Origin of the sequence: Burkholderia sp. BCC1999, from assembly GCF_905339975.1 — a bacterium.
Taxonomy (GTDB): Bacteria; Pseudomonadota; Gammaproteobacteria; order Burkholderiales; family Burkholderiaceae; genus Burkholderia.
This window is the reverse complement of record NZ_CAJPHP010000021.1, coordinates 1-21,301: the sequence shown is the minus strand read 5'-3', so window position 1 is coordinate 21,301 and position 21,301 is coordinate 1. Positions and strand designations below refer to the sequence as shown.

Genomic DNA, 21,301 nt, shown 5'->3' with positions numbered 1-21,301 from the left:
GTCACGAGGAGCCTCCAGTCATGGCTGAATTCTTTATCCGTCGCCCGGTGTTTGCGTGGGTGATCGCACTCTTCATCATCCTGACCGGGTTGATCGCGATCCCGCAACTGCCGGTCGCGCGCTACCCGTCGGTCGCGCCGCCGTCCGTCACGATCACCGCGAGCTACCCGGGCGCCACGCCGCAGACGATGAACGACGGCGTGCTGAGTCTCATCGAGCGTGAACTGTCCGGCGTCAAGAACCTGCTGTACTTCGAATCGTCGGCCGATACGTCCGGCTCCGCGCAGATCACCGTGACGTTCAAGCCCGGCACCAATCCGGAGATGGCGCAGGTCGACGTGCAGAACAAGATCAAGTCGGTCGAGCCGCGCCTGCCGGCGGCGGTACGCCAGAACGGGCTGATCGTCGAATCCGCGTCGTCCGGCTTCCTGATGCTGATCGGGCTGCGCTCCGACAACGGCCGCTTCGACGAAGGCGCGCTCGCCGACTACATGGCGCGCAGCGTGTCCGAGGAGCTGCGGCGAATCGACGGCGTCGGGCGTGTGCTGCAGTTCGGCTCCGAACGCGCGATGCGCATCTGGGTCGATCCGCAGAAGCTGATCAATTTCGGCCTGTCGATGAGCGACCTGACGACCGCGATCGGCCAGCAGAACGTGCAGATCGCGCCGGGCAGCCTCGGTGCGCTGCCTGCGCTGCCGGGCCAGCGCGTGACCGTGCCGCTCACCGCGCAGGGCCAGCTCACGACGCCGGAAGAGTTCGCGAAGGTCGTACTGCGTGCGAACGCGGACGGCTCGAAGGTCGTGCTCGGCGATGTCGCACGCATCGAACTCGGCTCGCAAAACTACACGTTCGTGAGCCGCGAGAACAACAAGCCTGCCACCCTCGCCGGCGTGCAGCTCGCACCGGGCGCCAACGCGGTGAAGACCGCGGACGCGATCCGTGCGCGCATGGCCGAACTGAGCAAGTCGATGCCGTCGGGCATGACCTACTCGATCCCGCTCGACACGTCGCCGTTCGTGAAGATCTCGATCGAGAAAGTGCTGCACACGCTGCTCGAAGCGATGGTGCTCGTGTTCCTCGTGATGTACCTGTTCCTGCAGAACGTGCGCTATACGCTGATTCCAGCCATCGTCGCGCCGGTCGCGATGCTCGGCACGTTCACGGTGATGCTGATGACCGGCTTCTCGATCAACGTGCTGACGATGTTCGGCATGGTGCTCGCGATCGGCATCATCGTCGACGATGCGATCGTCGTCGTCGAGAACGTCGAGCGCCTGATGGCCGAGGAAGGACTGTCGCCGAAGGACGCAACCTCGAAGGCGATGAAGGAAATCACCGGCGCGATCGTCGGCGTCACGCTGGTGCTGACCGCGGTGTTCCTGCCGATGGCGATGGCGAGCGGCTCGGTCGGCGTGATCTACAAGCAGTTCACGATGTCGATGGCCGTGTCGATCCTGTTCTCGGCGCTGCTGGCGCTGACGCTCACGCCGGCTCTGTGCGCGACGATGCTCAAGCCGCTCGAACCGGGCCACCACGAGAAGCGCGGCTTCTTCGGCTGGTTCAACCGCCGCTTCGATCGCCTGACGAAATGGTACGAGACGCGCGTCGGCCGCCTGGTCGGCCGCACGGGCCGCGTGATGCTGGTGTTCGTCGCGATCTCGGGTGCGCTCGTGTTCGGCTTCCGCAGCCTGCCGTCGTCGTTCCTGCCGGACGAGGACCAGGGCTACTTCATCACCAGCTTTCTGCTGCCCGCGGACTCTACCGCCGAGCGTACGCATGACGTGGTCAACACGCTGGAGAAGCATCTTGCTTCGCGTCCGGCAATCCAGTCGAGCATTTCCGTGATCGGCTACGGCTTCTCGGGCCAGGGTTCGAACGCAGCGATCAACTGGTCCGTGATGAAGGACTGGAAGAACCGCGGCGGCTCGTCGACGCTCGAGGAAGGCATGCTCGCGCAGCAGGCGATGGCCGGCGTGACCGAAGGCACGGTGATGAGCCTGCTGCCGCCGGCAATCGACGAACTCGGCAACAGCTCGGGCTTCTCGATGCGCCTGGAAGACCGCGCCAACCAGGGCACGGCAGCGCTCAAGGCAGCGGAAGCGAAGCTGCTCGAACTCGCCGCGCAAAGCAAGGTCGTGACCGGCGTGTACCCGGACAGCCTCCCCGCCGGCACGAGCATCCGCCTCGAGATCGACCGCGCGAAGGCGCAGGCGCTCGGCGTGTCGTTCACGACGCTCAGCGACACGCTGTCGACCGCGATGGGTTCGACCTACGTGAACGACTTCCCGAACGCGGGCCGCATGCAGCAGGTGATCATCCAGGCCGATGCGCCGGCGCGCATGCAGATCGACAACGTGATGAAGCTGTATGTGCGCAACGCGGCCGGCGGCATGGTGCCGCTGTCCGAAGTGGTTCGCCCGGTATGGGCCGACACGCCGCTGCAGATGGTGCGCTTCAAGGGCTACCCGTCCGCGCGTATCTCGGGCACGGCCGCCCCCGGCCAGTCGAGCGGCGCCGCCATGGCCGAGATGGAGCGTCTCGCCGCGCAACTGCCGCCGGGCTTCGCGGTCGAGTGGACCGGCCAGTCGCTGCAGGAACGCCAGTCGGCGTCGCAAGCGCCGATGCTGATGGCGCTGTCGATGATCGTCGTGTTCCTGGTGCTCGCCGCGCTGTACGAAAGCTGGTCGATCCCGCTGTCGGTGATGCTGGTGGTGCCGCTCGGCCTGATTGGCGCGATCGGTGCGGTGCTGCTGCGTGGCATGCCGAACGACGTGTTCTTCAAGGTCGGGATGATCACCGTGATCGGCTTGTCCGCGAAGAACGCGATCCTGATCGTCGAGTTCGCGAAGCAGTTGCGCGAGGAAGGCAAGGGGCTGATCGAAGCGGCCGTGCAGGCATCGAAGCTGCGCCTGCGCCCGATCCTGATGACCTCGCTCGCATTCGGCCTCGGTGTCGTGCCGCTGATGATCGCGACCGGCGCCAGCGCCGAAACGCAGCACGCGATCGGTACCGGCGTGTTCGGCGGCATGGTGACCGCCACGGTACTGGCCATTTTCTTCGTCCCTGTTTTCTTTGTGTTCGTGATGAGTATCCAGGAGCGTATCGGCGCATGGCGGGCCTCCCGCAAGCAGCCGGCTGCCCCGGCTCACGGACAGGAAGGTTGATGCCATGCGATTGCTTATTCTTCCCCTCGTCCTCGCCCTGTCGGCCTGCTCGCTCGCGCCGACGCTGGTCAAGCCCTCGATGCCGGTGCCGACGGCCTACACGGCCGCCGCAGCCGCCGACCTCAAGGCAAACGCCGCCGATCTCGGCTGGCGCACGATGTTCGGCGATCGCCGCCTGCAGCGCCTGATCGAGATTGCGCTCGAGCACAACCGCGACCTGCGCCTCGCGGCGCTGAACGTCGAGGCTGCCGAAGCGCAGTACGGCATCCAGCGCTCCGCGCGCCTGCCGTCGATCGGCGCCGGCGCGAACTTCACGCGCCAGCGCACGTCGGACGACACGCAGTCGAGTCCGCCGTTGTTCGGCACGACGCAGAACCAGTACGGCGTGAACGTCGGTATCAGCGCGTTCGAGATCGACCTGTTCGGCCGCGTGAAGTCGCAGTCGGATGCGGCCTTCGCGCGTTACCTCGCGACCGATCATGGCCGCCGCGCGGTGCAGATCTCGCTGGTCGGCGGCGTCGCCGACGCGTACTTCGCGGAACGCCTCGCGCTGGAGCAGCGCCAGTTGTCCGAGCGCACGCTCGCCGACTGGCAGCAGTCACTCGATCTCGCGCGCCGCCTGAAGGAAGCACATCAGGCGAGCGGCGTCGACATCGCGCAAGCCGAAGGCCAGGTCGCAAGCGCCACGGCCGATCTCGAGGCGCGCACGCGCGCCGTCGAGCAGGCACGCAATGCGTTGCGCCTGCTGGTCGGCACCGAGCTGCCGAAGGATCTGCCCGATCCGGTGCCGCTTCGGCAGCAACCGGTGATGACGCAACTGCCGGCCGGCCTGCCGTCCGAACTGCTGTTCCGTCGCCCGGATATCCAGCAGGCCGAACAGAATCTCGTCGCCGCGAATGCCGATATCGGCGCCGCGCGCGCCGCGTTCTTCCCGCGCCTGTCGCTGACGTCGTCGATCGGCTTCCTCAGCCCAGCGATGGGCAGCCTGTTCGACGGCGGCCAGCGCACGTGGAGCTTCGCGCCGCAGGTCACGGTGCCGATCTTCCAGGGCGGCCGGCTGCGTTCCGAGCTGCGTCTCGCGGAAGTGCGCAAGTCGAGCGCGGTCGCCGAGTACGAACGCTCGATCCAGACTGCATTCCGTGAAGTGGCCGACGGTCTCGCCGGACGCGAAACCTTCGGCCGCCAGATCGAAGCGCAAACACGCGTGGTCGGCTCGGCCGAACGCCGCACCGACCTGTCGAACCTGCGCTATCGCGCGGGTATCGAGGGACGGCTGGAACTGCTCGATTCGCAGCGGCAGCTCTACTCGGCACGGCAGGCGCTGCTCGACCTGCGTCGCAGCGAGCTCGGCAACGCCGTTGCGCTGTACAAGGCGCTCGGTGGCGGGCTGACGGACAAGGACGTCGCGCCGTCGCAGAGCGTGGTGCAGAACTGAACGAACGGCGCCGTTCCGCCCCGCGCAGCAGCGCGACGGAGCGGCGCGATTCAGCCCGGCAACGGGCTGCCCCGATTGTTCGACATCGCACGGCAAACTCCATGACGAATTCCCTGATACTGATTGCAGAAGACGAGCCCGACATCTCCGAGATCCTCGATGTGTACCTGACCCACGACGGCTTTCGCACCTACCGCGTCGCCGACGGGCAAGCGGTGCTCGACGTGCAACCGCATCTGAAGCCCGACCTGATCCTGCTCGACGTGAAGATGCCGCAGAAGAACGGCTGGGACGTGCTCACCGAACTGCGGCGGCGCGGCAATACGCCCGTCGTCGTCCTCACCGCGTTCGACCGCGACCTCGACCGGCTGCAGGCACTGCATGCCGGCGCGGACGACTACATCGTCAAGCCGTTCAACCCGGCTGAAGTCGTCGCACGGCTGCGCGCGATCCTGCGCCGGTCGGCCGCGCCGCCGACCACGCGCATGCTGCGCGTCGGTGCCCTGGAGATCGACACCGACAGCTATCTGGCCCGCGTGCGAACGGACTCCGCCGAGATACCGATCACGCTGACGCTGACCGAATTCCGGCTGCTCGCACACATGGCGCGATCGCCGAGCCGCGTGTTCACGCGCGGCGAACTGCTCGATGCGTGCATGGCCGACGTGAGCGCGCTGGAGCGCACGGTCGACAGCCACATCTGCAGGCTGCGCAGGAAGCTCGAACAGGCCGGCGCGCCGGGCATGCCCGAAGTGATGCGTGGTGTCGGCTACCGGCTGCGGGGCGTGCAATGACGCTGCCGGCGAGACCCGGCCGGCACATCGGGCAGACGATCGGCCTGGGCGCGACCGTCGCCGTGCTGACCGCCTGTACCGTTGCCTTCCTCCTTGACGTGTTGCGTCACCCGGTCGTGTTGCCGCACGACGCACCGGCCGGCGCCATGATCCGCAATGCGTCCACTTACCTGGTGCTCGCGACGGTGCTGTTCGTGTGCCTGCTGGCAGCCGCGTTCGATCTGCTCCGGCAGATGCGCCGCACGCTCGCGGCGCTCGACGCGATTGCCGACAACACCGGCCGCATCGCCGCCGGCGACATGTCGGTGCGCGTGGTTTCCCGCGACGGCTGCACGGCCGACCTGTCGCGCTTCATCGAGGACTTCAATGCGATGACCTTTCAACTGAAACATAGGACTCCCTCCCGTCCGGCAACCGCCGCCGGAAGCAGCAGTCGCTCGATGCGCACGCCGCTCGCGGAACTCGAATCCCGGCTCGAAGCTATCAAGGCGCTCGCCAACGAAACCGGCACTTCGTCACGCGACGCGCTGCTTCACCAGGTCGACGGCCTGTTCCGGTTCGTCGATGACCTTCAGGTTGCCGAACAGCCCGAGGCGCTGATACTCGACCTGCGCTCGACGGCGCTCGACCGCGAAATCGCCAGCGCCATCGACTCGGTTCGCGAAGCGTTTCGTGAAGCGGGGTTCGCCATCGACCTGACGACCGCCGCGACCGTCGTGACTTGCGACGGCGCGCGCATCCGCCAGGCCGTTCTCGCGCTGCTCGACGACATGCGGCGCCATTCCGCACCGGCGAGGCTGAAGCTCTTCGTCGAGGACCGCCCTGCGGGCGCCGTCGTCCGAATCGAAGACGAAGGCTCGCGACGATTCGTCGAAAACGGGCTCGGCCTGTCCGTCGTGCGCGCGGTTGTCCAGGCCCACGGCGGGCAGATCCGCCAACTCGCATCGCTTGGTGGAGACGCCGTCCTCGAATTCGACATCCCGCGGCACGCGCCGGCGATTCGAGCATTTCCTCGATAGCAACCGACCCATTACGAAACGAATCGGAAAGGATCGGCGAATCGATTCCGGCATTACCCTTCTTGTCGGTTTCGAGCATTACAAAATGCCGTCGATCTTTTCAAAATCATTGCGCTTTATTCGATTTAATTTTGTTTCATATAATCAAAAAAAGTTTGACACTTCGCTTTCGTTCTTGATACCGTCCGATGCAAGCAATCTGACGGATTGCCCACCACGCAATCGATTCCGCCCTACGTTTTTTCGCTTCCGCCGCACCGCAGTGCTCGCCGCCGGTTGATTCTTTCGCGCGCCGGCGCATGCAATTTCCCGATGCATATCATTGGACAGCTGTCATCCGGCAGCGGGCCGAAGGACCGAAACAAATGAGCAGGACAACGAAACTGTTGCTCTAGCAATCCCGCCCGCGTCCAGTCCGGCGCGGCTGCCTCGCAGCGCAGCCTTCCCGTTATCACGTTTTCCGTATTTCGCCCCCGGAGCAAACCCATCTCTCCGGATCGGGCGAAAGGCCCTGTCGCGTCCGCGCCATCCGCATGCACGCGACAGAACACGGCGGTGCATGACCCGCATCGCCGTCGACCGTTGTTGTTCGTGCCGTTCGATGTTCAACCGGAGGGGTAATTCAAATGAATCAGGTTGCAGACAAGAAACAAAAGCACATTCGCATCGTCAAGCTCGCATCCGCCGCCGCAGCCGTCGCGTCGTTCGGCATGGCGACCGCCCATGCCACGCCAGTGGCCGGCTGGACGGAAACGCGCACCAAGGGATTCCTGCCGCTCGTGCAGCAGAACGAAGCCGGTACCGCCGGCGCGCCCGCCGCGAGCACGGCGGCAGCTGCAACGGCCGCCGTCGAACTGGCGCCCGGCGAATCGGTCGACATCGTGCTCGGGCTGAACCTGCGCAACGAGACGCAACTCGACCAATACCTGCGCGACCTGCATACGCCCGGCTCGCCGCACTACAAGCAGTTCCTCACGCCCGCGCAGTTCGCCGCGCAATATGCGCCGACCGACCAGCAGGTCGCGTCCGTCGTCTCGCACCTGCGCAAGGAAGGTTTCGTGAACATCGTGGTCGCACCGAACCGCCTGTTGGTATCCGCGTCCGGCACGGCGGCGACCATCAAGTCCGCGTTCCGCACGACGCTCAAGCGCTTCACGCGCAACGGCCGCAACGTCTATGCGAATACCGACGCCGCGCAAGTGCCGAACGCGATCGGCAATATCGTGGGCGCGGTGCTCGGGCTGCAGAACGTCGAGTTGATGCATACCGGCGCCGGCAGCAAGCCGCAAGGCAACACCAGTAACCTGACGATCCCGGCCGGCGCATCGGCGGTGCCGCACAACCCGACCGAGTTCTCGTCGATCTACGGCGGCGACGGCACGCCGACGGCCTCGCAGACCACGGTCGGCATCATCTCCGAAGGCGACCTGTCACAGACCGTGAGCGACCTCAATACGTTCGCCGCGAACAACGGCCTCGGCACGATCAGCAGTACCATCGTGCAGACGGGCCCGGCAGGCAGTTCGTACACCGATACGTCGGGCACCGTCGAGTGGAACCTCGACAGCCAGTCGATCGTCGGCTCGGCTGGCGGCAGCGTGAAGCAGGTCGTGTTCTATGCCGCACCGTCGATGACGCTCACCGCCATCACGGCCGCGTACAACCGGGTCGTGACCGACAACGTCGCGAAGGTGATCAACGTGTCGCTCGGCGTGTGCGAATCGTCGGCGTACAGCACCGGCTCACAGGCAACCGACGACACCATCTTCAAACAGGCGGTCGCGCAGGGGCAGACCTTCTCCGTTTCGGCCGGCGACCACGGCGCGTACGAATGCGCAAGCGGCACGCCGTCGCGCTCGACCTACACGGTGAGCGAACCGGCCACGTCGCCGTACGTGATCGCGGTAGGCGGCACGACGCTGTTCACGAATACGTCGACCAACGCGTACAACAGCGAGATCGTCTGGAACGACCCGAGCTGGCAACCGGGCACCGTGTGGTCGACAGGCGGCGGGTACAGCAAGTACGAGGCCGCGCCGACGTGGCAGTCGTCAACCCTGACCGGATCGACCAAGCGCGCACTGCCCGACGTCGGCTTCGACGCCGACCTGCGCACCGGCGCGATTCTCGTGGTGAACGGCCAGACGTCCGACACGCTGTGGGGCTCGGGCTACCTGAACAACGAAGGCGGCACGAGCCTCGCCGCGCCGATCTTCACGGGCATCTGGGCGCGGCTGCAGTCGGCCAACAACAATGCGCTGGGTTTCCCCGCCTCGAGCATCTACAAGTACTTCCCGTCGAACGCGGCACTGCTGCACGACGTCACGTCCGGCAACAACGGCAGCGGCACCTACGGCTACAAGGCGAAGGCCGGCTGGGACGCGACGACGGGCTTCGGCAGCGTGAACATCTCGAAGCTGAACGCGTTCATCCAGAGCACGTCGGATTTCGCGCGCTGATGAGCCGATGACCGACCCGGTTCCGGGTGCGCGCGAATGCGTGCGCCCGGGAACGCACGCAACCGCGTAAAAGCCCGCGACAGGTGCAAGCCGTCGCGGGCTTTCTGCATTCCGCGCAATCTCGCGAAGCGAGCATCCGGCGACACGATACGCGCGCCGACCTTGCAATCGTTGCGCCAGCAACTTTCAGATCGATTACCCGTCGGGTGCCCGCCCGCTTACGGACTGCAAGGTACACACACTGTTACACAACACCCCGACACTTCCGCGCGTGTCGTGCGTTTAACTGAATATGACGATTCGTCGCGAGACTTCCACCATGCGAACACGATCTTGCCGCCCGCTCCGGCCGATGCCGTCGGCGCATGCGCGCACGGTCGCGGCACAGTGCCCAAGCCGATCGCACAGCCCGCGTGCCTGCCAACGCTGCCACCACACCGAACGAACCTCATGAACAACAACCGCGCCTACCGGCCCGTCAGGACGCTGATCGCGTCGTCCCTCATCGTGTCGCTGCTCGGCCTGTCGGCCTGCAACAAGAACGGCGACAGCAGCACCGCCGCACCGGCGAGCGATGCGAGCGCGGCCGCCGCGGCGCAGCCGGCCTCGACGCCCGTCGCCTACACGCCGCCGAGCGCCGACCAGCTCTACCAGATGGTCGCGCCGATCGCGCTGTTCCCCGACAAGCTCGTCGCACTGGTGCTTGCAGGTGCAACGTATCCGGACCAGGTGACGGCCGCCAACAACTGGGTCACGCAGAATCCGGCATTGAAGGGGCAGGCACTCGCGAGCGCAGCCGATACGCAGCCGTGGGACCCGTCCGTCAAGGCGCTGACCGCCTTCCCCGCGGTACTGGCGCAAATGGCGTCGAACCCGGCCTGGACCACGTCGCTCGGCCAGGCGTACTACAACGATCCGACCGACGTGATGAACGCGATCCAGGTAATGCGCCAGCGCGCGCAGACGTCCGGTCATCTGCGCTCGGGCGGCCAGATGCGCGTCACGCAAGTCGCGCAGGCCGCGCCGACCGGTTATACGCCGGCCACCGACGCGCCCGTGGTGTACGCCGGGCCGGCGATCGTGCCGCCGCCCGTGCAGGCGATCGAGATCGAGTCCGCGCAGCCGGATGTCGTGTACGTGCCGTCGTACAACCCGACCGTCGTCTACGGCGAGCCGGTGTCGGCCTACCCTGGCTACGTGTACCGTCCGCCCGCATACAGCACCGGCGAAGTCGTTGCGGCCAGCGTGATCACGTTCGGCGTCGGCATCGCCGTCGGCGCCGCGATCTTCGGGCACCACGACTGGGGCTGGCATGCATGGGGCATGAACTGGGGTGCGCCGCGTCCGGAAGGCCCGCGGTGGAACGGCGGCTGGCAGCGCCCGGCCGTGGTGTACAACCACACCACGTACGTGACGAAGTCGACCACCGTGATCAACAACATCACCAACATCCGCAACACGCGCATCACGAACAACTACGGCGGCAACGTCACCACCAACAACACGACGATCGAACGCAACACCGTACAGCCGGGTGCCGAACCGATGCGAGGACAGGCCATCGAGCAGCGCGCGGGCGCCGCGCCGATGACGATGCCGCATTTCGGCGCAAACGACGCGCGCCCCGGCACACGCCCCACGCCTGAAGCATTCGCGCAGAACCGCGCGAGCGCGCCGCATCCCGAGGCAGCGGCGCAGCATCCGCCCGGCGCGATGCACGACGAGCGGCAGCAGGCGATGCAGCAGGAGCGTACCGCGCAGGAAAATCGCATGGCGGCACAGCAACAACAGCAACAACGCGAGGAAACGCAGCAGCACGACGCCGCGCAGCAACAGCAACGCGAAGCGATGCAGCAACGCAATGCGGTGCAACAACAGCAGGAGCGCGCGGCGGCCCAGCAGCGTAACGAAGCCCAGCAGCAGCAACGCTTGGAAGCGCAGCAACGCAGCGAGGCGCAACAGCAACAGCAGCGCGAAGAGGCACAGCAGCAACAGCGCAAGGAAATGCAGCCACACGCCGAAGCGCCGCGGCAGGAACATGCGGCACCGCAACCCCGGCAGCCGGCACCCGAGCACGCGGGGGCTGCGCATCCGCACCCTGCCCAGTCTCACCCGGAGCACGAATCGCACGAACATCGTCCGGAGTAGCCATCCCCCCGCGGCACGGCAGCGCCGCATGCGCGCTGCCGGCCGTCGATGCACGACTCAATCGGCCCAGTTCCGCACGTAGTCGGGCACGGGCACGTTGCCGTCGGCATGCACCGGCGCACCGCGTGTCATCTTCAGCGGCAGGATTCCGGCCCAGGCGACGAGTTCCAGATCTTCCTCCTTGTCGGACGGCAGCGAATCGCTGACTTTCACGGCCGCCTCGTCCATCGAAATCCGCAGCACGCTGGTCGCATTGAGTTCCTTCGCATTGCCCGGCCGCGCTTCATGCCTGCGGCCCAGTGCGATCTTGTCCATCAATGCATCCAGCGCCGCGAGTTTTTCCTCACTGCCATCCACTCCACCGAACTGCCCGTAGATCACCGCGGATCGGTAATTCATCGAATGGTTGAAGGCTGACCTGGCCAGCACGAGACCGTCCAGCAACGTGATCGCGATCGAAGCCTGCGCGCCCGCCGCCAGTGCCTTGATCATCCGGCTGCCGTTGGATCCGTGGATATAGAGGACGTCGCCCCGCCGCCAGTGCGCGGTCGGGATGCAGTGCGTGTTCTGTCCGTCGCCGAACGCGATGTGACAGACGTAGGCCTCGTCCACGATGCGGTGGAGCATCGCGCGATCGTGACTGGCCAGCTCGGGGAGCCGTCGAATGGTTGTACGTGGTGTCGGCGAAATTTCAGTCTGGTCTTTCATATTTATGTACTGCGAAATGAATTGAATCGGTATCGCGCTGCATTCTCGGCCGAACGCGCCGCCGCCGGGCTCGTCGACAGTCGCGCGTCAAATCGATCAAAATACGCGCGTGCAATGCGCCGCGACGATCGCCGGAACGCCTTGCGCTCTGGCCTGTACCGCGAACATGTGAACGATACGATGCGCGTGGCATCTTCAAAAGAACCAGCACAACGCAAATTTCTGGAACCAGCCTATGGATCTCGCGCTGCTCATCTCGTCGCTTTCCCGACAGGACGGCACGACCCGACACAGCCAGCAGGAAGCGCTGTACCGCAGCCTGCGCAGCCTGCTGCTCGACGGGCACCTTCCGCCCGGCACGCGGCTCGTGTCGACGCGCGTGCTCGCGGCCGAGCTGGGCATTGCACGCAATTCGGCGGTCTATGCGTACGAACGCCTGGCGGAAGAAGGCTTCGTGGCCGCCACGCGCAACGGCACGATCACGCGATGGGGCGGATCCGGCAGCGCGAGCACCACGAATGAAGACGGCCCGCCCGCGGTTCAGCTGTCGGCGCGCGTGCACGGGCTGGAGAACGCCGATCCCGAGCCCGAACGCATGCTGCCGTTCGTCCCCGGCCTGCCCTCGCTCGACGAATTCCCTGTTGCGCAGTGGCGTCGTTGCATCGAGCGCGCGTGGAAAACCATCAAGCCTGCCCACCTTGCGTATGGCCCGGCCGAAGGGCTGCCCGAACTCAGGCGTGCGGTCGCCGCATACATCCGCGTATCGCGAGGCGTGCGCTGCGACACGAATCAGGTATTCATCACCGACGGCACGCAAGGCAGCCTCGAGTTGTGCGCGCGCATGCTCGCGAATCCCGGCGAATACGGCTGGCTCGAGAATCCCTGCTACAACGGCGCCCGGACGGCTTTCCAGTCGACCGGCCTGAACCTCGTGCCGATCGAGGTCGATCACGAAGGAATGGCGCCCACGGGCGAACAGTGGCGTACCCAGCCGCCCCGGTTGATCTATACGACGCCATCGCATCAATACCCGCTCGGCGCGCTGATGAGCCCGGAACGGCGAGCAGCGCTCGTCGAGCATGCGCGCGCGTGCGGTGCATGGATCATCGAGGACGATTACGACAGCGAGTTCCGACACGGCGGCCAGCCGTTGCCCGCGATCCAGGGCCTGGATCCCGACGCGCCGGTCTGCTATCTCGGCACGTTCAGCAAGACGATGTTTCCCGCCCTTCGGCTCGGCTTCATGGTGGTACCGCCTGCCCTGGTCGAACGCTTCACGCGAACGCTGCGCGAACTCGTCCATCGCGGACATTCGGCCGACCAGCTCGCGATGGCCGAATTCATCGACACCGGTCTCTTTGCACGGCACCTGCGCAAGATGAGGTCACTCTACGCCGACCGGCGCAGCAGCCTCGAAGCGGCCCTCGCCCGCCATTTCGGCACCGCGTTGAGCGTGCGTGACAGCCCCGGCGGCATGCATCTGTCCGCGGACCTCGCGGCGCCGCTGCACGACACCGACGTCGCGCGCGCCGCGTCCGCGCATGGCCTGCTGCTGCAGCCGCTGAGCAACTATCGCGTCGGCGACGGCCGCGCGTACAACGGCTTCGTGCTCGGCTATTCCGGGCTGGACGACGCGACGATCGAGACGGCAACGACGCAGTTCGCAGCCGTCATCGAACGGCTCGGCCGCACGCGCCGCTGAGCGTCGCTCACAGCTGCGATTCGATCGGAAACAGCCCCAGAAACCAGACTTCCATCCGCCGCGCCGCCGACACTTCCGGTTCGTGATCGATTTCGGTGACCTTCCCGTCCGCATCGGTCTGAATCCACTTGAGCCGCCCTTTCCCGGCCGCATCGGTCCTCGGCTCGACACGCCACGCGATCCGGTCGAGTCGCGACTCCAGATCGTTCGCAACCTGCGATGCGATCGCCGGACTCTCGCAGAAAACACCGATCTCGGTATTGAGGTTCAGCGAGCGCGGATCGAAATTCATCGACCCGATGAAAATGCGCTGGTGGTCGAACACGTAGGTTTTCGCATGCAGCGACGCACGCGACGACCCGATGATGACGTCCTTCGAAATGCTCTTGTCGCCCGATGGCCGCCGCTCGTAGAGCCGCACGCCGGCCGCGACGAGGTCGCTCCGGTAGCGGCGATAGCCGGCATGCACGGCCGCCACGTCGGTCGAGGCGAGCGAATTGGTGAGCACCGTCACGCGCACGCCGCGCGCCGAATACGCGCGCAGCCGCTCGACGAAGTCCTTGCCCGGCACGAAATACGGCGACACGATCAGCAGGTCATGCTGAGGCTGCAACGCAAGTGCACGCAACTTCGGCAACAGGTGCCCGTCGCTGTCCTTCGGCGCATGCGCGATCTTCGACGGATCGTCGTACAGCACCGTCGCGTGCCCCCACGACAGTTCGGTGCCCTGCCCGTGCACGATCCGGTCGAGCCGCTGCCGTGCTTCGAGCACGTACGGATTGTCCTCCATGGCCCTCAGGTAGTCGCGCAGCCGCTCTCGCTCGCGATCGAGCCCGCCCGGCGCCGCATCGTGCCCGACCAGCGTATCGATCGGATACGCATACGGCGAATTCCAGAACGTATCGAATTCGGTCGAGATGTCCTTCACCGCCGGGCCATGGACGACGACATCGAGATCGCCGAACTCCAGCATCGACGAGGCGCCGAAGTACTCGTCGCCGATATTGCGGCCACCGACGATCGCCACCTGGTTGTCCGCGATCAACGCCTTGTTGTGCATGCGCCGGTTGACGCGCGCGAACTCGAACACCGTGCCGATCTTCTTGAACCGGCGCGTCGCCACCGGATTGAACAGCCGGATCTCGATGTTCGGATGCGAGCTGATCTCGAGCAGCTTGCGGTCGTCCGCGTTCGTGCCGAGATCGTCGAGCAGCGCGCGCACGCGCACGCCGCGATCGGCCGCGCGAATGACCGCATCGGCCAGTTCGTGCCCGGTCAGGTCGTCGTGCCAGATGTAGTACTGAAGGTCCAGCGACCGGTCTGCCCGGTCGGCCAGCAGCACGCGTGCGTCCAGCGCGTCGACCGGATCGGTCAGCAAGTGAAACGCGTCCTGTCCGGGATGCTCGGCGGCCTGCTGCCGGAACGCGGCGCCCAGCCGCGTGTGTTCCGTATCGGTGAACGCATGCGTCGGCGCGCGATCGGCCTGCGGCGGAAGGCTGACGCACGCAACGAGCGCCAGCAACGAGAGAATCGCACCCCACGAACGCAGCATGGTCATGATGACCGCCCCCACTCCCGGCGAAGTCTGTTTATTCTGGGCGCCGGATTGAGCGCGGCGCGGGTCGGCAGTCCCGGCGCGCGACGCATAGCGCGCTCGGGCCGTGCCGCGCCACAGCATACTTCGATTGCCATCGGCACTGCACCGTTTCCGCGTTTTCCCGGTGGCGGTGCTGCAACATGTCCGGCCGGCGCGCGACATACCGCCGTCATACGCGGCGGAAGCGCTCGCGGCGAGATTGAAGCGGACACATGCAAGGAAAAACCCGCGACGCACGTTGCCACCGCGGGTTTCCGGCGCGCCACGGCGCGCCGCGGATGAATGCGTTGCTCTTCCGCCCGGTCACGACACGGGCGGCGCACCGCGTCCCGTCACTGCTTGCCGGCCGTCGTTGCGGCCTGTTCGATCAGCCTGGCGACTTCGGCGGGATGCGACATGTAGGCCACATGGCTCGAGTCGAGCGCAACCGTCGTACTCCCCGCGCGCTTGGTCATGAAGCGCTCCAGGTCGGGATTGATCGCGCGGTCCGCCATCGCGACGACGGCCCAGCTCGGCTTGGTCCGCCACGCCGCGTGCTGGATCGGCACGCCGAACGCCTGCGCGGCAGGCGTCACCTGCGAGATCGCCATGAAATTCGCTTCGGCCGCCGGCAGATCGGCGCAGAAGTCCTCATGGAACCTCGCCTGCTCGATATACAGGTGGCCATCCGCGGTCGGCTTGATCGACTTCGAGGCCGGCGGCATCTTCTTGGTCAGGTCGAGCGGGCTTTCTCCCGTATCGGGCTGGAATGCAGCCACATAAACGAGGCCGGCGACCTTGTCGTCGTTGCCAGCTTCCGTCACCACCGCGCCGCCGTAGCTGTGGCCGACCAGGATGCTCGGCCCGTCCTGCGCGTCGATCACCCGTGTCGTCGCCTTGACGTCTTCTTCGAACGACGTCTCCGGCTCCTGCACCACGGACACCCTGTAGCCGTCGCGCGCCAGGATTTTCGATACCGCCTGCCAGCCCGAACCATCGGCGAAAAAGCCGTGGACGAGGACGACATTCTTGACCGGCGCAGCCATCGCGGCAGGAGAACCCAGCGCGGCACCAGAAAGGACCAGCACGGCGGCGGCACGCATTACGGACGAGGTCGTTTTCATTTTCGTGCTCCAACAGGTTGGGGATGACGAACATCGGCCGGCAATCGCGACACCGGCGTTTTCTTCCTACGAAACGCTAGTCCGGCAATCGCACATGGCATGACTGCCATTGCGCGACATCGCTCCGCCGCACTTGCGACAACGTTAGGCGTGCGTCGGCCGCAAGTCCTGTCCTTACCATGGAGAAGTTCTGAAAACCGGCGTGACCGACGGGACCGGACCGTCAGGCGGCGTCGACCGCGTCCTCGCCCAGGACGCCGGCAATGAACGGAGACGAAAGGAACGTCTGCCGAAGCGCCGGCCGGGACCCCAGCGAATCGGCAAGCGCCAGAATCGCGGTCCGGGCGAGCTCGCGGTGCCGCTGCGCGACGACAGGCTGCCCGGAGGCCGCGATCAGCGATGCGGCCGTGGCGTGGACACGCCAGGTCGCCAGCGGAATCTCGTGTTCTTCCACGGCCTCGATCGCCCGCACGATGAATGCATGCGCGGTCGATGGTGCGCCACCGGCCAGCGCCACGCGCGCGTTCACTTCGAGCGCGAGCGCCTGATTCGCGTAGTCGTCGGTCGACAGCGCGAGTGCCAGGTAGTCGCTCGCCTCTTCACGCGCATGCGGCACATCCCCGCGCAAGAGCCAGAGTTCCGCGAGTGCCGCATGCAGCGGAAGGCGGAAACACCAGTCGAGCACGATGCGGTGACTGTTCATTTCGTCGCGCGCCGCGATAAGGGTCCGTGCCGCGCGCTCGCCGTTTCCCGAGCAGACATCGGCCGAGCCCGACAGCAGCCGCCCAAGGCGAACGAGGTAGCTACCGCCGAAACTGTCGCCGATGTGCTCCACCCGTTCACTGGTCGCCAGGACTTCGTCGAAGTCCATCGCATGGAAGTGAATCCACGATCGGCTCAGGCGAAGCATCTGCGCCGGGAAGGAGTCGCCGTTCCTGTCGGCCAGCTCGATCGACGCATCCACGGCGTCCAGCGCCTTGCCCCACTCGCCGCGAAACAAGAGCGCGCGCGGCAGATAGAACTGCCCCTTCTGATACGCAATGCTCAAGTACGGGTTCTGCCCCTCGAGCGACGCGGTCAGCATGTTCAGCCCTTCCGCGATGCATCGATACGATTCGTCGTATTCGGACGACGCCCACTGGATCATCCCGTACTCCATCGACTCGCGCGCCAGCGCAGTACGGTCATGCTGCTGCAGATCCCGGAAGATCCACCGCACCTGACGGACTTCCGGGTCGTTCCATCCGCCGGCCCAGACGCGCCAGAAATGGCAGCTCATCTGAAAGCGCTGTCGCGCGAACGCATCGGGCAGACGCTCCGCGATGCGATACACGCGCTCCGCGACCTTCAGCGCCCGCTCCGCATCGTCCCACGAGAGGCACGTCGCGAGATTCAGCAGCGCCGTCGCGCCAGTCTCCGGCAGTCCATACGCCAAGGCCGTCTCGGCCAATTGCTCGTAGGTGTCGACGCACCGCGCATCGAACGACGCCACGTAGATGGTCGCCAGCTTCTCGAGCAGTTGCAGCTCGACATCGCGCCGCGGTTCCGGCGCGATCCAGTTCACCAGTTCGAGTGCGTGCGACAGCAGCGCGATCGCCTCGCGGTGAGCATGGCGCCGCTCCGAATTCTCCGCGGCGATGCGCAGATACCGGACGGCACACGCCCAGTCCGCGGCCTGTTCGAAATGCATCGCCAGCTCGGCCGCGAGTTCTTCGAGATGCCCGTCGTAAAGACGTTCGAGCGCCTGACCGACAAGCTGGTGTTGCGCCGCGCGCCGTCCCGGCACCTGCCGCTCGTACAACGTTTCGCGATACAGCGCATGCACGAATGCATAGCGCGGCGACTCCGGGCCGCGCACGCGATGCGCGGTGCCCGCCACGCGAATGACCTGGTGCCGACGCGCGAGGTGGTGACACACCTCCTCGACCTGCTCGACCGGATATCCCGCCGCGGAGGCCACGATCGCGGGCGTGAACTCCGCACCCGCGACACTGGCCGCTTCCAGCACGCGCCAGCCCTCGACGCCGAGGTGGTCGAGCTGCGCTTCGATGACCGTCCGCAAGCTTCGCGGAATATCCAGCGCCAGCTTGTCGACCGGCTGCCCCAGGCGCAACCGCCCGTCGCGATCTTCCAGCAGCCCGCGCTCGACGCTGTGTTCGAGCGCAGCGACCATGAACAACGGATTGCCTTCCGTGCGCCGGAACAGCAGGTTCGCGAGCGGTTGCCGCAGCCCGTTGTCCGTCGCCACCTGGCCGAGGTACTCGACGATGTCGCCTTCCGTCAGCCCCGTCAGGCCGATCTCGTCACATAACCGGTGCGCGAAGAGTTCCTCTTTCAGCCGCTTGATCGGATGCTCGTTCAGCAACGCTTCCAGCGGCCGGAACGTGCAGATCAGCAGGATGCGCGCCGCATGATGCCTGCGTGCGAATTCGGAGATCACGTCGACGGTCGCATGATCGACCCACTGAAGATCGTCCATGATCAGAACGACCGGCCGCGACTGCCCGAGTGCTTCCAGTGCCGCGAGCATCTCGCGCAGGATGCGCCCGCTGGTCGCGCCCGTGACGTCGCGCTCGAGCGCGTGACGCTGCTCCCTGCCGACCAGATCCGGGAACTGGACGATGCAGGTCGGTGCGTTGTCGACGAACAGCTGCGTGACCGGCTCGCCGCCGGCCCGGCACAGCTGGTGAATGGCCTTGAACACCGGGAAATACGGTTCCGTGACGCCATACCCCTCGATGCACTGGCCCCACGCGACATGCGGTACCGACTCACGATCGCGAAGCCGGCGGGCGAACGCCAGGCAGAGCGCGGTCTTGCCGATACCCGGCTCGCCGGTGACGAACACCAGTTGCCGCTTGCCAGCGGCGGCGGCATCGTAAGCCTGCTGCAGCTTCAGCAGCTGGGCGTCCCTGCCGATAAGCGCAGGGACGGCCGCGCCGTTGGCGTCACTCGTCGTCGCGGGTCCGGCCGCGCCGATCTTCGCGATGAAGCGATACCCGCGGCGCGCAACCGTTTCGATGAACGTCGGTCGTCTCGCGTCATCGCCAAGCGCCGCCCGGATATCGCGGATATGGCTTGCCAGCACTTCGGGCTGGACATGCGTATTCCGCCAAAGCTGCTCCATCAGCTCGTCGTGCGTGACCAGCCGACCGGCGTTATCCAGCAAGTATTGAAGGATTGAAAAGGCCTTGGGCCGAAGTTGAATCCGCCGCGTTTCCCCGTCAGGCATATTGCGCAGCAACGACTGGTTTGCCGCATCGAGACGAAATGGGGAAAACTCGTGCATTGGCGTTTCGCGGAAAGTGAAGCGTGTGCAGAATTTCGGGCACCTGCGATTTCAGGTGCCGCCACAGGTACGTCTCTCGTCGAAATGGATCGTAGCGCAGTTCAACATGGCCTTCCAGTCGGGGGGGTACTGCCCGCATATGGGCGCCGACCTGAGCTATGGATACGTGAAGGGCAGCGCGATCGACTGTCCGTTCCACAACTGAGAGTGGCGTGGTGACGGGTCCTTCGACGACGACGTCCGCATCTGGGCTAGAAAGACCCGCGTCGACAATCCCGTTCTTTGTGCCGCCGACGGCCCGATCATGCAATTGCGTGAGTGGTACCACCAGTTTTATACGAACGTCGCTGACCTGCATGAATCCAGGCGCCACCGCTCGATCTTCGAGTTCGACGTGGAAAAGCGGATCTGGCATGCGGTACCGGAGCAAGCCAAGACGCGTCTGTTCGACCTATAGCCGGCGCTCGGGCTGCGCGCCTCGCCTGAGACCGGCTAACGAGGCCATCTATCGCCACAACGGACAGCGGAATGCGAACGCGCAACCCGCCGTCTGTCGACCGTCAACTTGACAGGAACCGTTTTGATGTCCACTCTCTTCGCCCCCGTGAGTCTCGGTGACATGGTACTCGCCAACCGAATCGTCATGGCTCCGATGACGCGCAGCCGTGCAGGGGCCGGCGACGTTCCGCATGAATTGCACGCCACCTCTTACGCACAGCGTGCGAGCACCGGGTTGATAATCGCGAAGGTACGCATCCGAGCAAGCACGGCAAGGGCCACTGCAGAACGCCGGCATCCATACGCCCGAGCAAATCACCGGCTGGCGAACCGTCACCGATGCCGTTCATCTTGTCGGTGGAAAGATCGTTCTGCAGCTGATGCACGTCGGCCGGATCGCGCCCCGTTACAATAAGGATACAGATGCAGAAACAGTTGCACCGTCAAGCATCCGTGCCGACGTGCAACTCTACTCGGACTCAAACGGCATGGTCGACGTAGAGACGCCGCGCGAACTCGAGACAGCCGAAATCCCGGGCGTGATCGCGGAGTACAGACAAGCTGCACTCAACGCGGTATCCGCGGGTTTCGATGGTGTTGAACTGCATTGCACCAGTGGGTACCTGCCAATGCAGTTTCTGTCCACTGGAACCAATCGACGTCGCGATGGCTATGGTGGTGCGTTGCATGGCCGTCTGCGCTTCGTGGTCGAAACGCCCGAAGAGATTGCGTCGACTATCGGCAGCGGCAAGGTCGGGTTCCGCATTTGTCCGGGACACCCGTTCAACGATACTCACGACGAGAATCCTGCGCAGACATATGCCGCGCTTCTCGACGCGGTATCGCCGTTGCGGCTCGCATACCTTCATGTCATCCGTTCGCCGATTGTCGGACTCGATGCATATGCACTCGGCCGGCGTCATTTTTCCGGGCCGCTGACTGTCAACGTTGAATTCGACCGAACACGGGCGCAACAAGCGCTGACCGACGGCATCGGGGAAGCGGTGTCCTTCGGCCGCGCATTTATCGCAAACCCGGATCTCGTGCGTCGGTTCTTTGACGATGCGCCGCTGGCGGACTTCAATCCGCAGACGGTCTACACGCCAGGCGCCGTCGGCTACACTGACTATCCGCCGTTGGTACCGCGTTCCGCGATGTAACCGCATTTTAGGTTTCACACCTCATCGTAGGCCTCGCGCACGAGATCATGGATAGGTCACGTTTTCCGGCGAATCTGCTTGTGTGCGTCGCGCCTCTTGCTCCATCAGCGCGAGCGGTGTACGTCTCGCCTTAACGACATGGGCGCCCATCAATGTCGCGGCGCCGTCGACATCACGTCTGGCAATCGCCTCGATCAAATATCTCATGGAGCGGAATTCGCAGAC

Annotated in this window: 16 protein-coding genes; 11 read left to right on the top strand and 5 right to left on the bottom strand. The window is 65.5% G+C overall.

The window, feature by feature from the left end:
* The first annotated feature begins 20 nt into the window (after positions 1 to 20).
* From U5809_RS26415 to U5809_RS26390, 6 genes are all read left to right on the top strand, one after another.
* Positions 21 to 3,164, top strand: a complete 3,144-nt coding sequence (locus U5809_RS26415; protein WP_322088678.1) for a multidrug efflux RND transporter permease subunit — start codon at positions 21 to 23, stop codon at positions 3,162 to 3,164.
* Positions 3,165 to 3,168: 4 nt separating this feature from the next.
* Entirely contained in the window at positions 3,169 to 4,599 is a 1,431-nt protein-coding gene (locus U5809_RS26410) for an efflux transporter outer membrane subunit (RefSeq protein WP_282511019.1), read from the top strand.
* A gap of 101 nt (positions 4,600 to 4,700) precedes the next feature.
* A complete protein-coding gene (locus U5809_RS26405) occupies positions 4,701 to 5,393 on the top strand; it encodes a response regulator (RefSeq protein ID WP_322088677.1) in 693 nt (230 codons plus the stop codon).
* Positions 5,390 to 6,412, top strand: coding sequence for a HAMP domain-containing sensor histidine kinase (locus U5809_RS26400; protein ID WP_322088676.1), 1,023 nt, complete (start codon positions 5,390 to 5,392; stop codon positions 6,410 to 6,412). Before U5809_RS26405 ends, U5809_RS26400 begins: the two co-directional genes overlap by 4 nt.
* A gap of 626 nt (positions 6,413 to 7,038) precedes the next feature.
* Positions 7,039 to 8,871 carry a S53 family peptidase gene (locus U5809_RS26395; protein WP_322088675.1) on the top strand — a complete coding sequence of 611 codons (1,833 nt, stop codon included), beginning with the start codon at positions 7,039 to 7,041 and terminating at the stop codon, positions 8,869 to 8,871.
* Between the two features lie 450 nt (positions 8,872 to 9,321).
* Positions 9,322 to 11,019 carry a DUF3300 domain-containing protein gene (locus tag U5809_RS26390; RefSeq protein ID WP_322088674.1) on the top strand — a complete coding sequence of 566 codons (1,698 nt, stop codon included), beginning with the start codon at positions 9,322 to 9,324 and terminating at the stop codon, positions 11,017 to 11,019.
* A 57-nt stretch (positions 11,020 to 11,076) separates the two neighbouring features.
* On the opposite strand, the gene U5809_RS26385 is transcribed toward U5809_RS26390, so the two are convergent.
* Positions 11,077 to 11,727, bottom strand: a complete 651-nt coding sequence (locus tag U5809_RS26385; protein WP_322088673.1) for a pyridoxamine 5'-phosphate oxidase family protein — start codon at positions 11,725 to 11,727, stop codon at positions 11,077 to 11,079.
* Positions 11,728 to 11,962: 235 nt separating this feature from the next.
* Between U5809_RS26385 and U5809_RS26380 the strand changes: the two genes are divergently transcribed.
* A complete protein-coding gene (locus tag U5809_RS26380; RefSeq protein WP_322088672.1) occupies positions 11,963 to 13,429 on the top strand; it encodes a PLP-dependent aminotransferase family protein in 1,467 nt (488 codons plus the stop codon).
* Positions 13,430 to 13,436: 7 nt separating this feature from the next.
* On the opposite strand, the gene U5809_RS26375 is transcribed toward U5809_RS26380, so the two are convergent.
* The 3 genes from U5809_RS26375 to U5809_RS26365 all read right to left on the bottom strand — a co-directional run bounded on the left by U5809_RS26375 (position 13,437) and on the right by U5809_RS26365 (position 19,361).
* Positions 13,437 to 14,987, bottom strand: a complete 1,551-nt coding sequence (locus U5809_RS26375) for a phospholipase D family protein (protein WP_322088671.1) — start codon at positions 14,985 to 14,987, stop codon at positions 13,437 to 13,439.
* A 371-nt stretch (positions 14,988 to 15,358) separates the two neighbouring features.
* Complete coding sequence (locus U5809_RS26370) at positions 15,359 to 16,129, bottom strand: alpha/beta hydrolase (RefSeq protein ID WP_322088670.1); 771 nt, start codon at positions 16,127 to 16,129, stop codon at positions 15,359 to 15,361.
* A 223-nt stretch (positions 16,130 to 16,352) separates the two neighbouring features.
* Positions 16,353 to 19,361, bottom strand: a complete 3,009-nt coding sequence (locus U5809_RS26365) for an ATP-binding protein (RefSeq protein WP_322088669.1) — start codon at positions 19,359 to 19,361, stop codon at positions 16,353 to 16,355.
* A gap of 163 nt (positions 19,362 to 19,524) precedes the next feature.
* On the opposite strand from U5809_RS26365, the gene U5809_RS34690 reads away from it, so the two are divergent.
* The 4 genes from U5809_RS34690 to U5809_RS26350 all read left to right on the top strand — a co-directional run bounded on the left by U5809_RS34690 (position 19,525) and on the right by U5809_RS26350 (position 21,076).
* Positions 19,525 to 19,623 (top strand): Rieske 2Fe-2S domain-containing protein, encoded by a 99-nt coding sequence (locus tag U5809_RS34690; RefSeq protein WP_415877962.1) that lies wholly within the window; start codon positions 19,525 to 19,527, stop codon positions 19,621 to 19,623.
* 39 nt (positions 19,624 to 19,662) lie between these two features.
* On the top strand, positions 19,663 to 19,875 hold the full coding sequence (locus U5809_RS26360) for a hypothetical protein (protein WP_322088740.1): 213 nt from the start codon (positions 19,663 to 19,665) through the stop codon (positions 19,873 to 19,875).
* A 126-nt stretch (positions 19,876 to 20,001) separates the two neighbouring features.
* A complete protein-coding gene (locus U5809_RS26355; protein ID WP_322088668.1) occupies positions 20,002 to 20,331 on the top strand; it encodes a hypothetical protein in 330 nt (109 codons plus the stop codon).
* Positions 20,213 to 21,076, top strand: a complete 864-nt coding sequence (locus U5809_RS26350; RefSeq protein ID WP_322088739.1) for an alkene reductase — start codon at positions 20,213 to 20,215, stop codon at positions 21,074 to 21,076. The genes U5809_RS26355 and U5809_RS26350 overlap by 119 nt, the downstream gene beginning before the upstream one ends.
* Positions 21,077 to 21,121: 45 nt before the next feature.
* Here the strand turns inward: U5809_RS26350 and U5809_RS26345 are convergent.
* A partial coding sequence (locus U5809_RS26345) for a hypothetical protein (RefSeq protein ID WP_322088667.1) occupies positions 21,122 to 21,301 on the bottom strand: 180 nt, incomplete at its 5' end.

What these genes read in the sequence shown, in the direction of transcription:
- U5809_RS26415 (WP_322088678.1), top strand. Translation starts at nt 21, where the DNA reads ATGGCTGAATTCTTTATCCGTCGCCCGGTGTTTGCGTGGGTGATCGCA.
- U5809_RS26410 (WP_282511019.1), top strand. Translation starts at nt 3,169, where the DNA reads ATGCGATTGCTTATTCTTCCCCTCGTCCTCGCCCTGTCGGCCTGCTCG.
- U5809_RS26405 (WP_322088677.1), top strand. Translation starts at nt 4,701, where the DNA reads ATGACGAATTCCCTGATACTGATTGCAGAAGACGAGCCCGACATCTCC.
- U5809_RS26400 (WP_322088676.1), top strand. Translation starts at nt 5,390, where the DNA reads ATGACGCTGCCGGCGAGACCCGGCCGGCACATCGGGCAGACGATCGGC.
- U5809_RS26395 (WP_322088675.1), top strand. Translation starts at nt 7,039, where the DNA reads ATGAATCAGGTTGCAGACAAGAAACAAAAGCACATTCGCATCGTCAAG.
- U5809_RS26390 (WP_322088674.1), top strand. Translation starts at nt 9,322, where the DNA reads ATGAACAACAACCGCGCCTACCGGCCCGTCAGGACGCTGATCGCGTCG.
- U5809_RS26385 (WP_322088673.1), bottom strand. Translation starts at nt 11,727, where the DNA reads ATGAAAGACCAGACTGAAATTTCGCCGACACCACGTACAACCATTCGA.
- U5809_RS26380 (WP_322088672.1), top strand. Translation starts at nt 11,963, where the DNA reads ATGGATCTCGCGCTGCTCATCTCGTCGCTTTCCCGACAGGACGGCACG.
- U5809_RS26375 (WP_322088671.1), bottom strand. Translation starts at nt 14,987, where the DNA reads ATGACCATGCTGCGTTCGTGGGGTGCGATTCTCTCGTTGCTGGCGCTC.
- U5809_RS26370 (WP_322088670.1), bottom strand. Translation starts at nt 16,129, where the DNA reads ATGAAAACGACCTCGTCCGTAATGCGTGCCGCCGCCGTGCTGGTCCTT.
- U5809_RS26365 (WP_322088669.1), bottom strand. Translation starts at nt 19,361, where the DNA reads ATGCCTGACGGGGAAACGCGGCGGATTCAACTTCGGCCCAAGGCCTTT.
- U5809_RS34690 (WP_415877962.1), top strand. Translation starts at nt 19,525, where the DNA reads ATGGCCTTCCAGTCGGGGGGGTACTGCCCGCATATGGGCGCCGACCTG.
- U5809_RS26355 (WP_322088668.1), top strand. Translation starts at nt 20,002, where the DNA reads ATGTCCACTCTCTTCGCCCCCGTGAGTCTCGGTGACATGGTACTCGCC.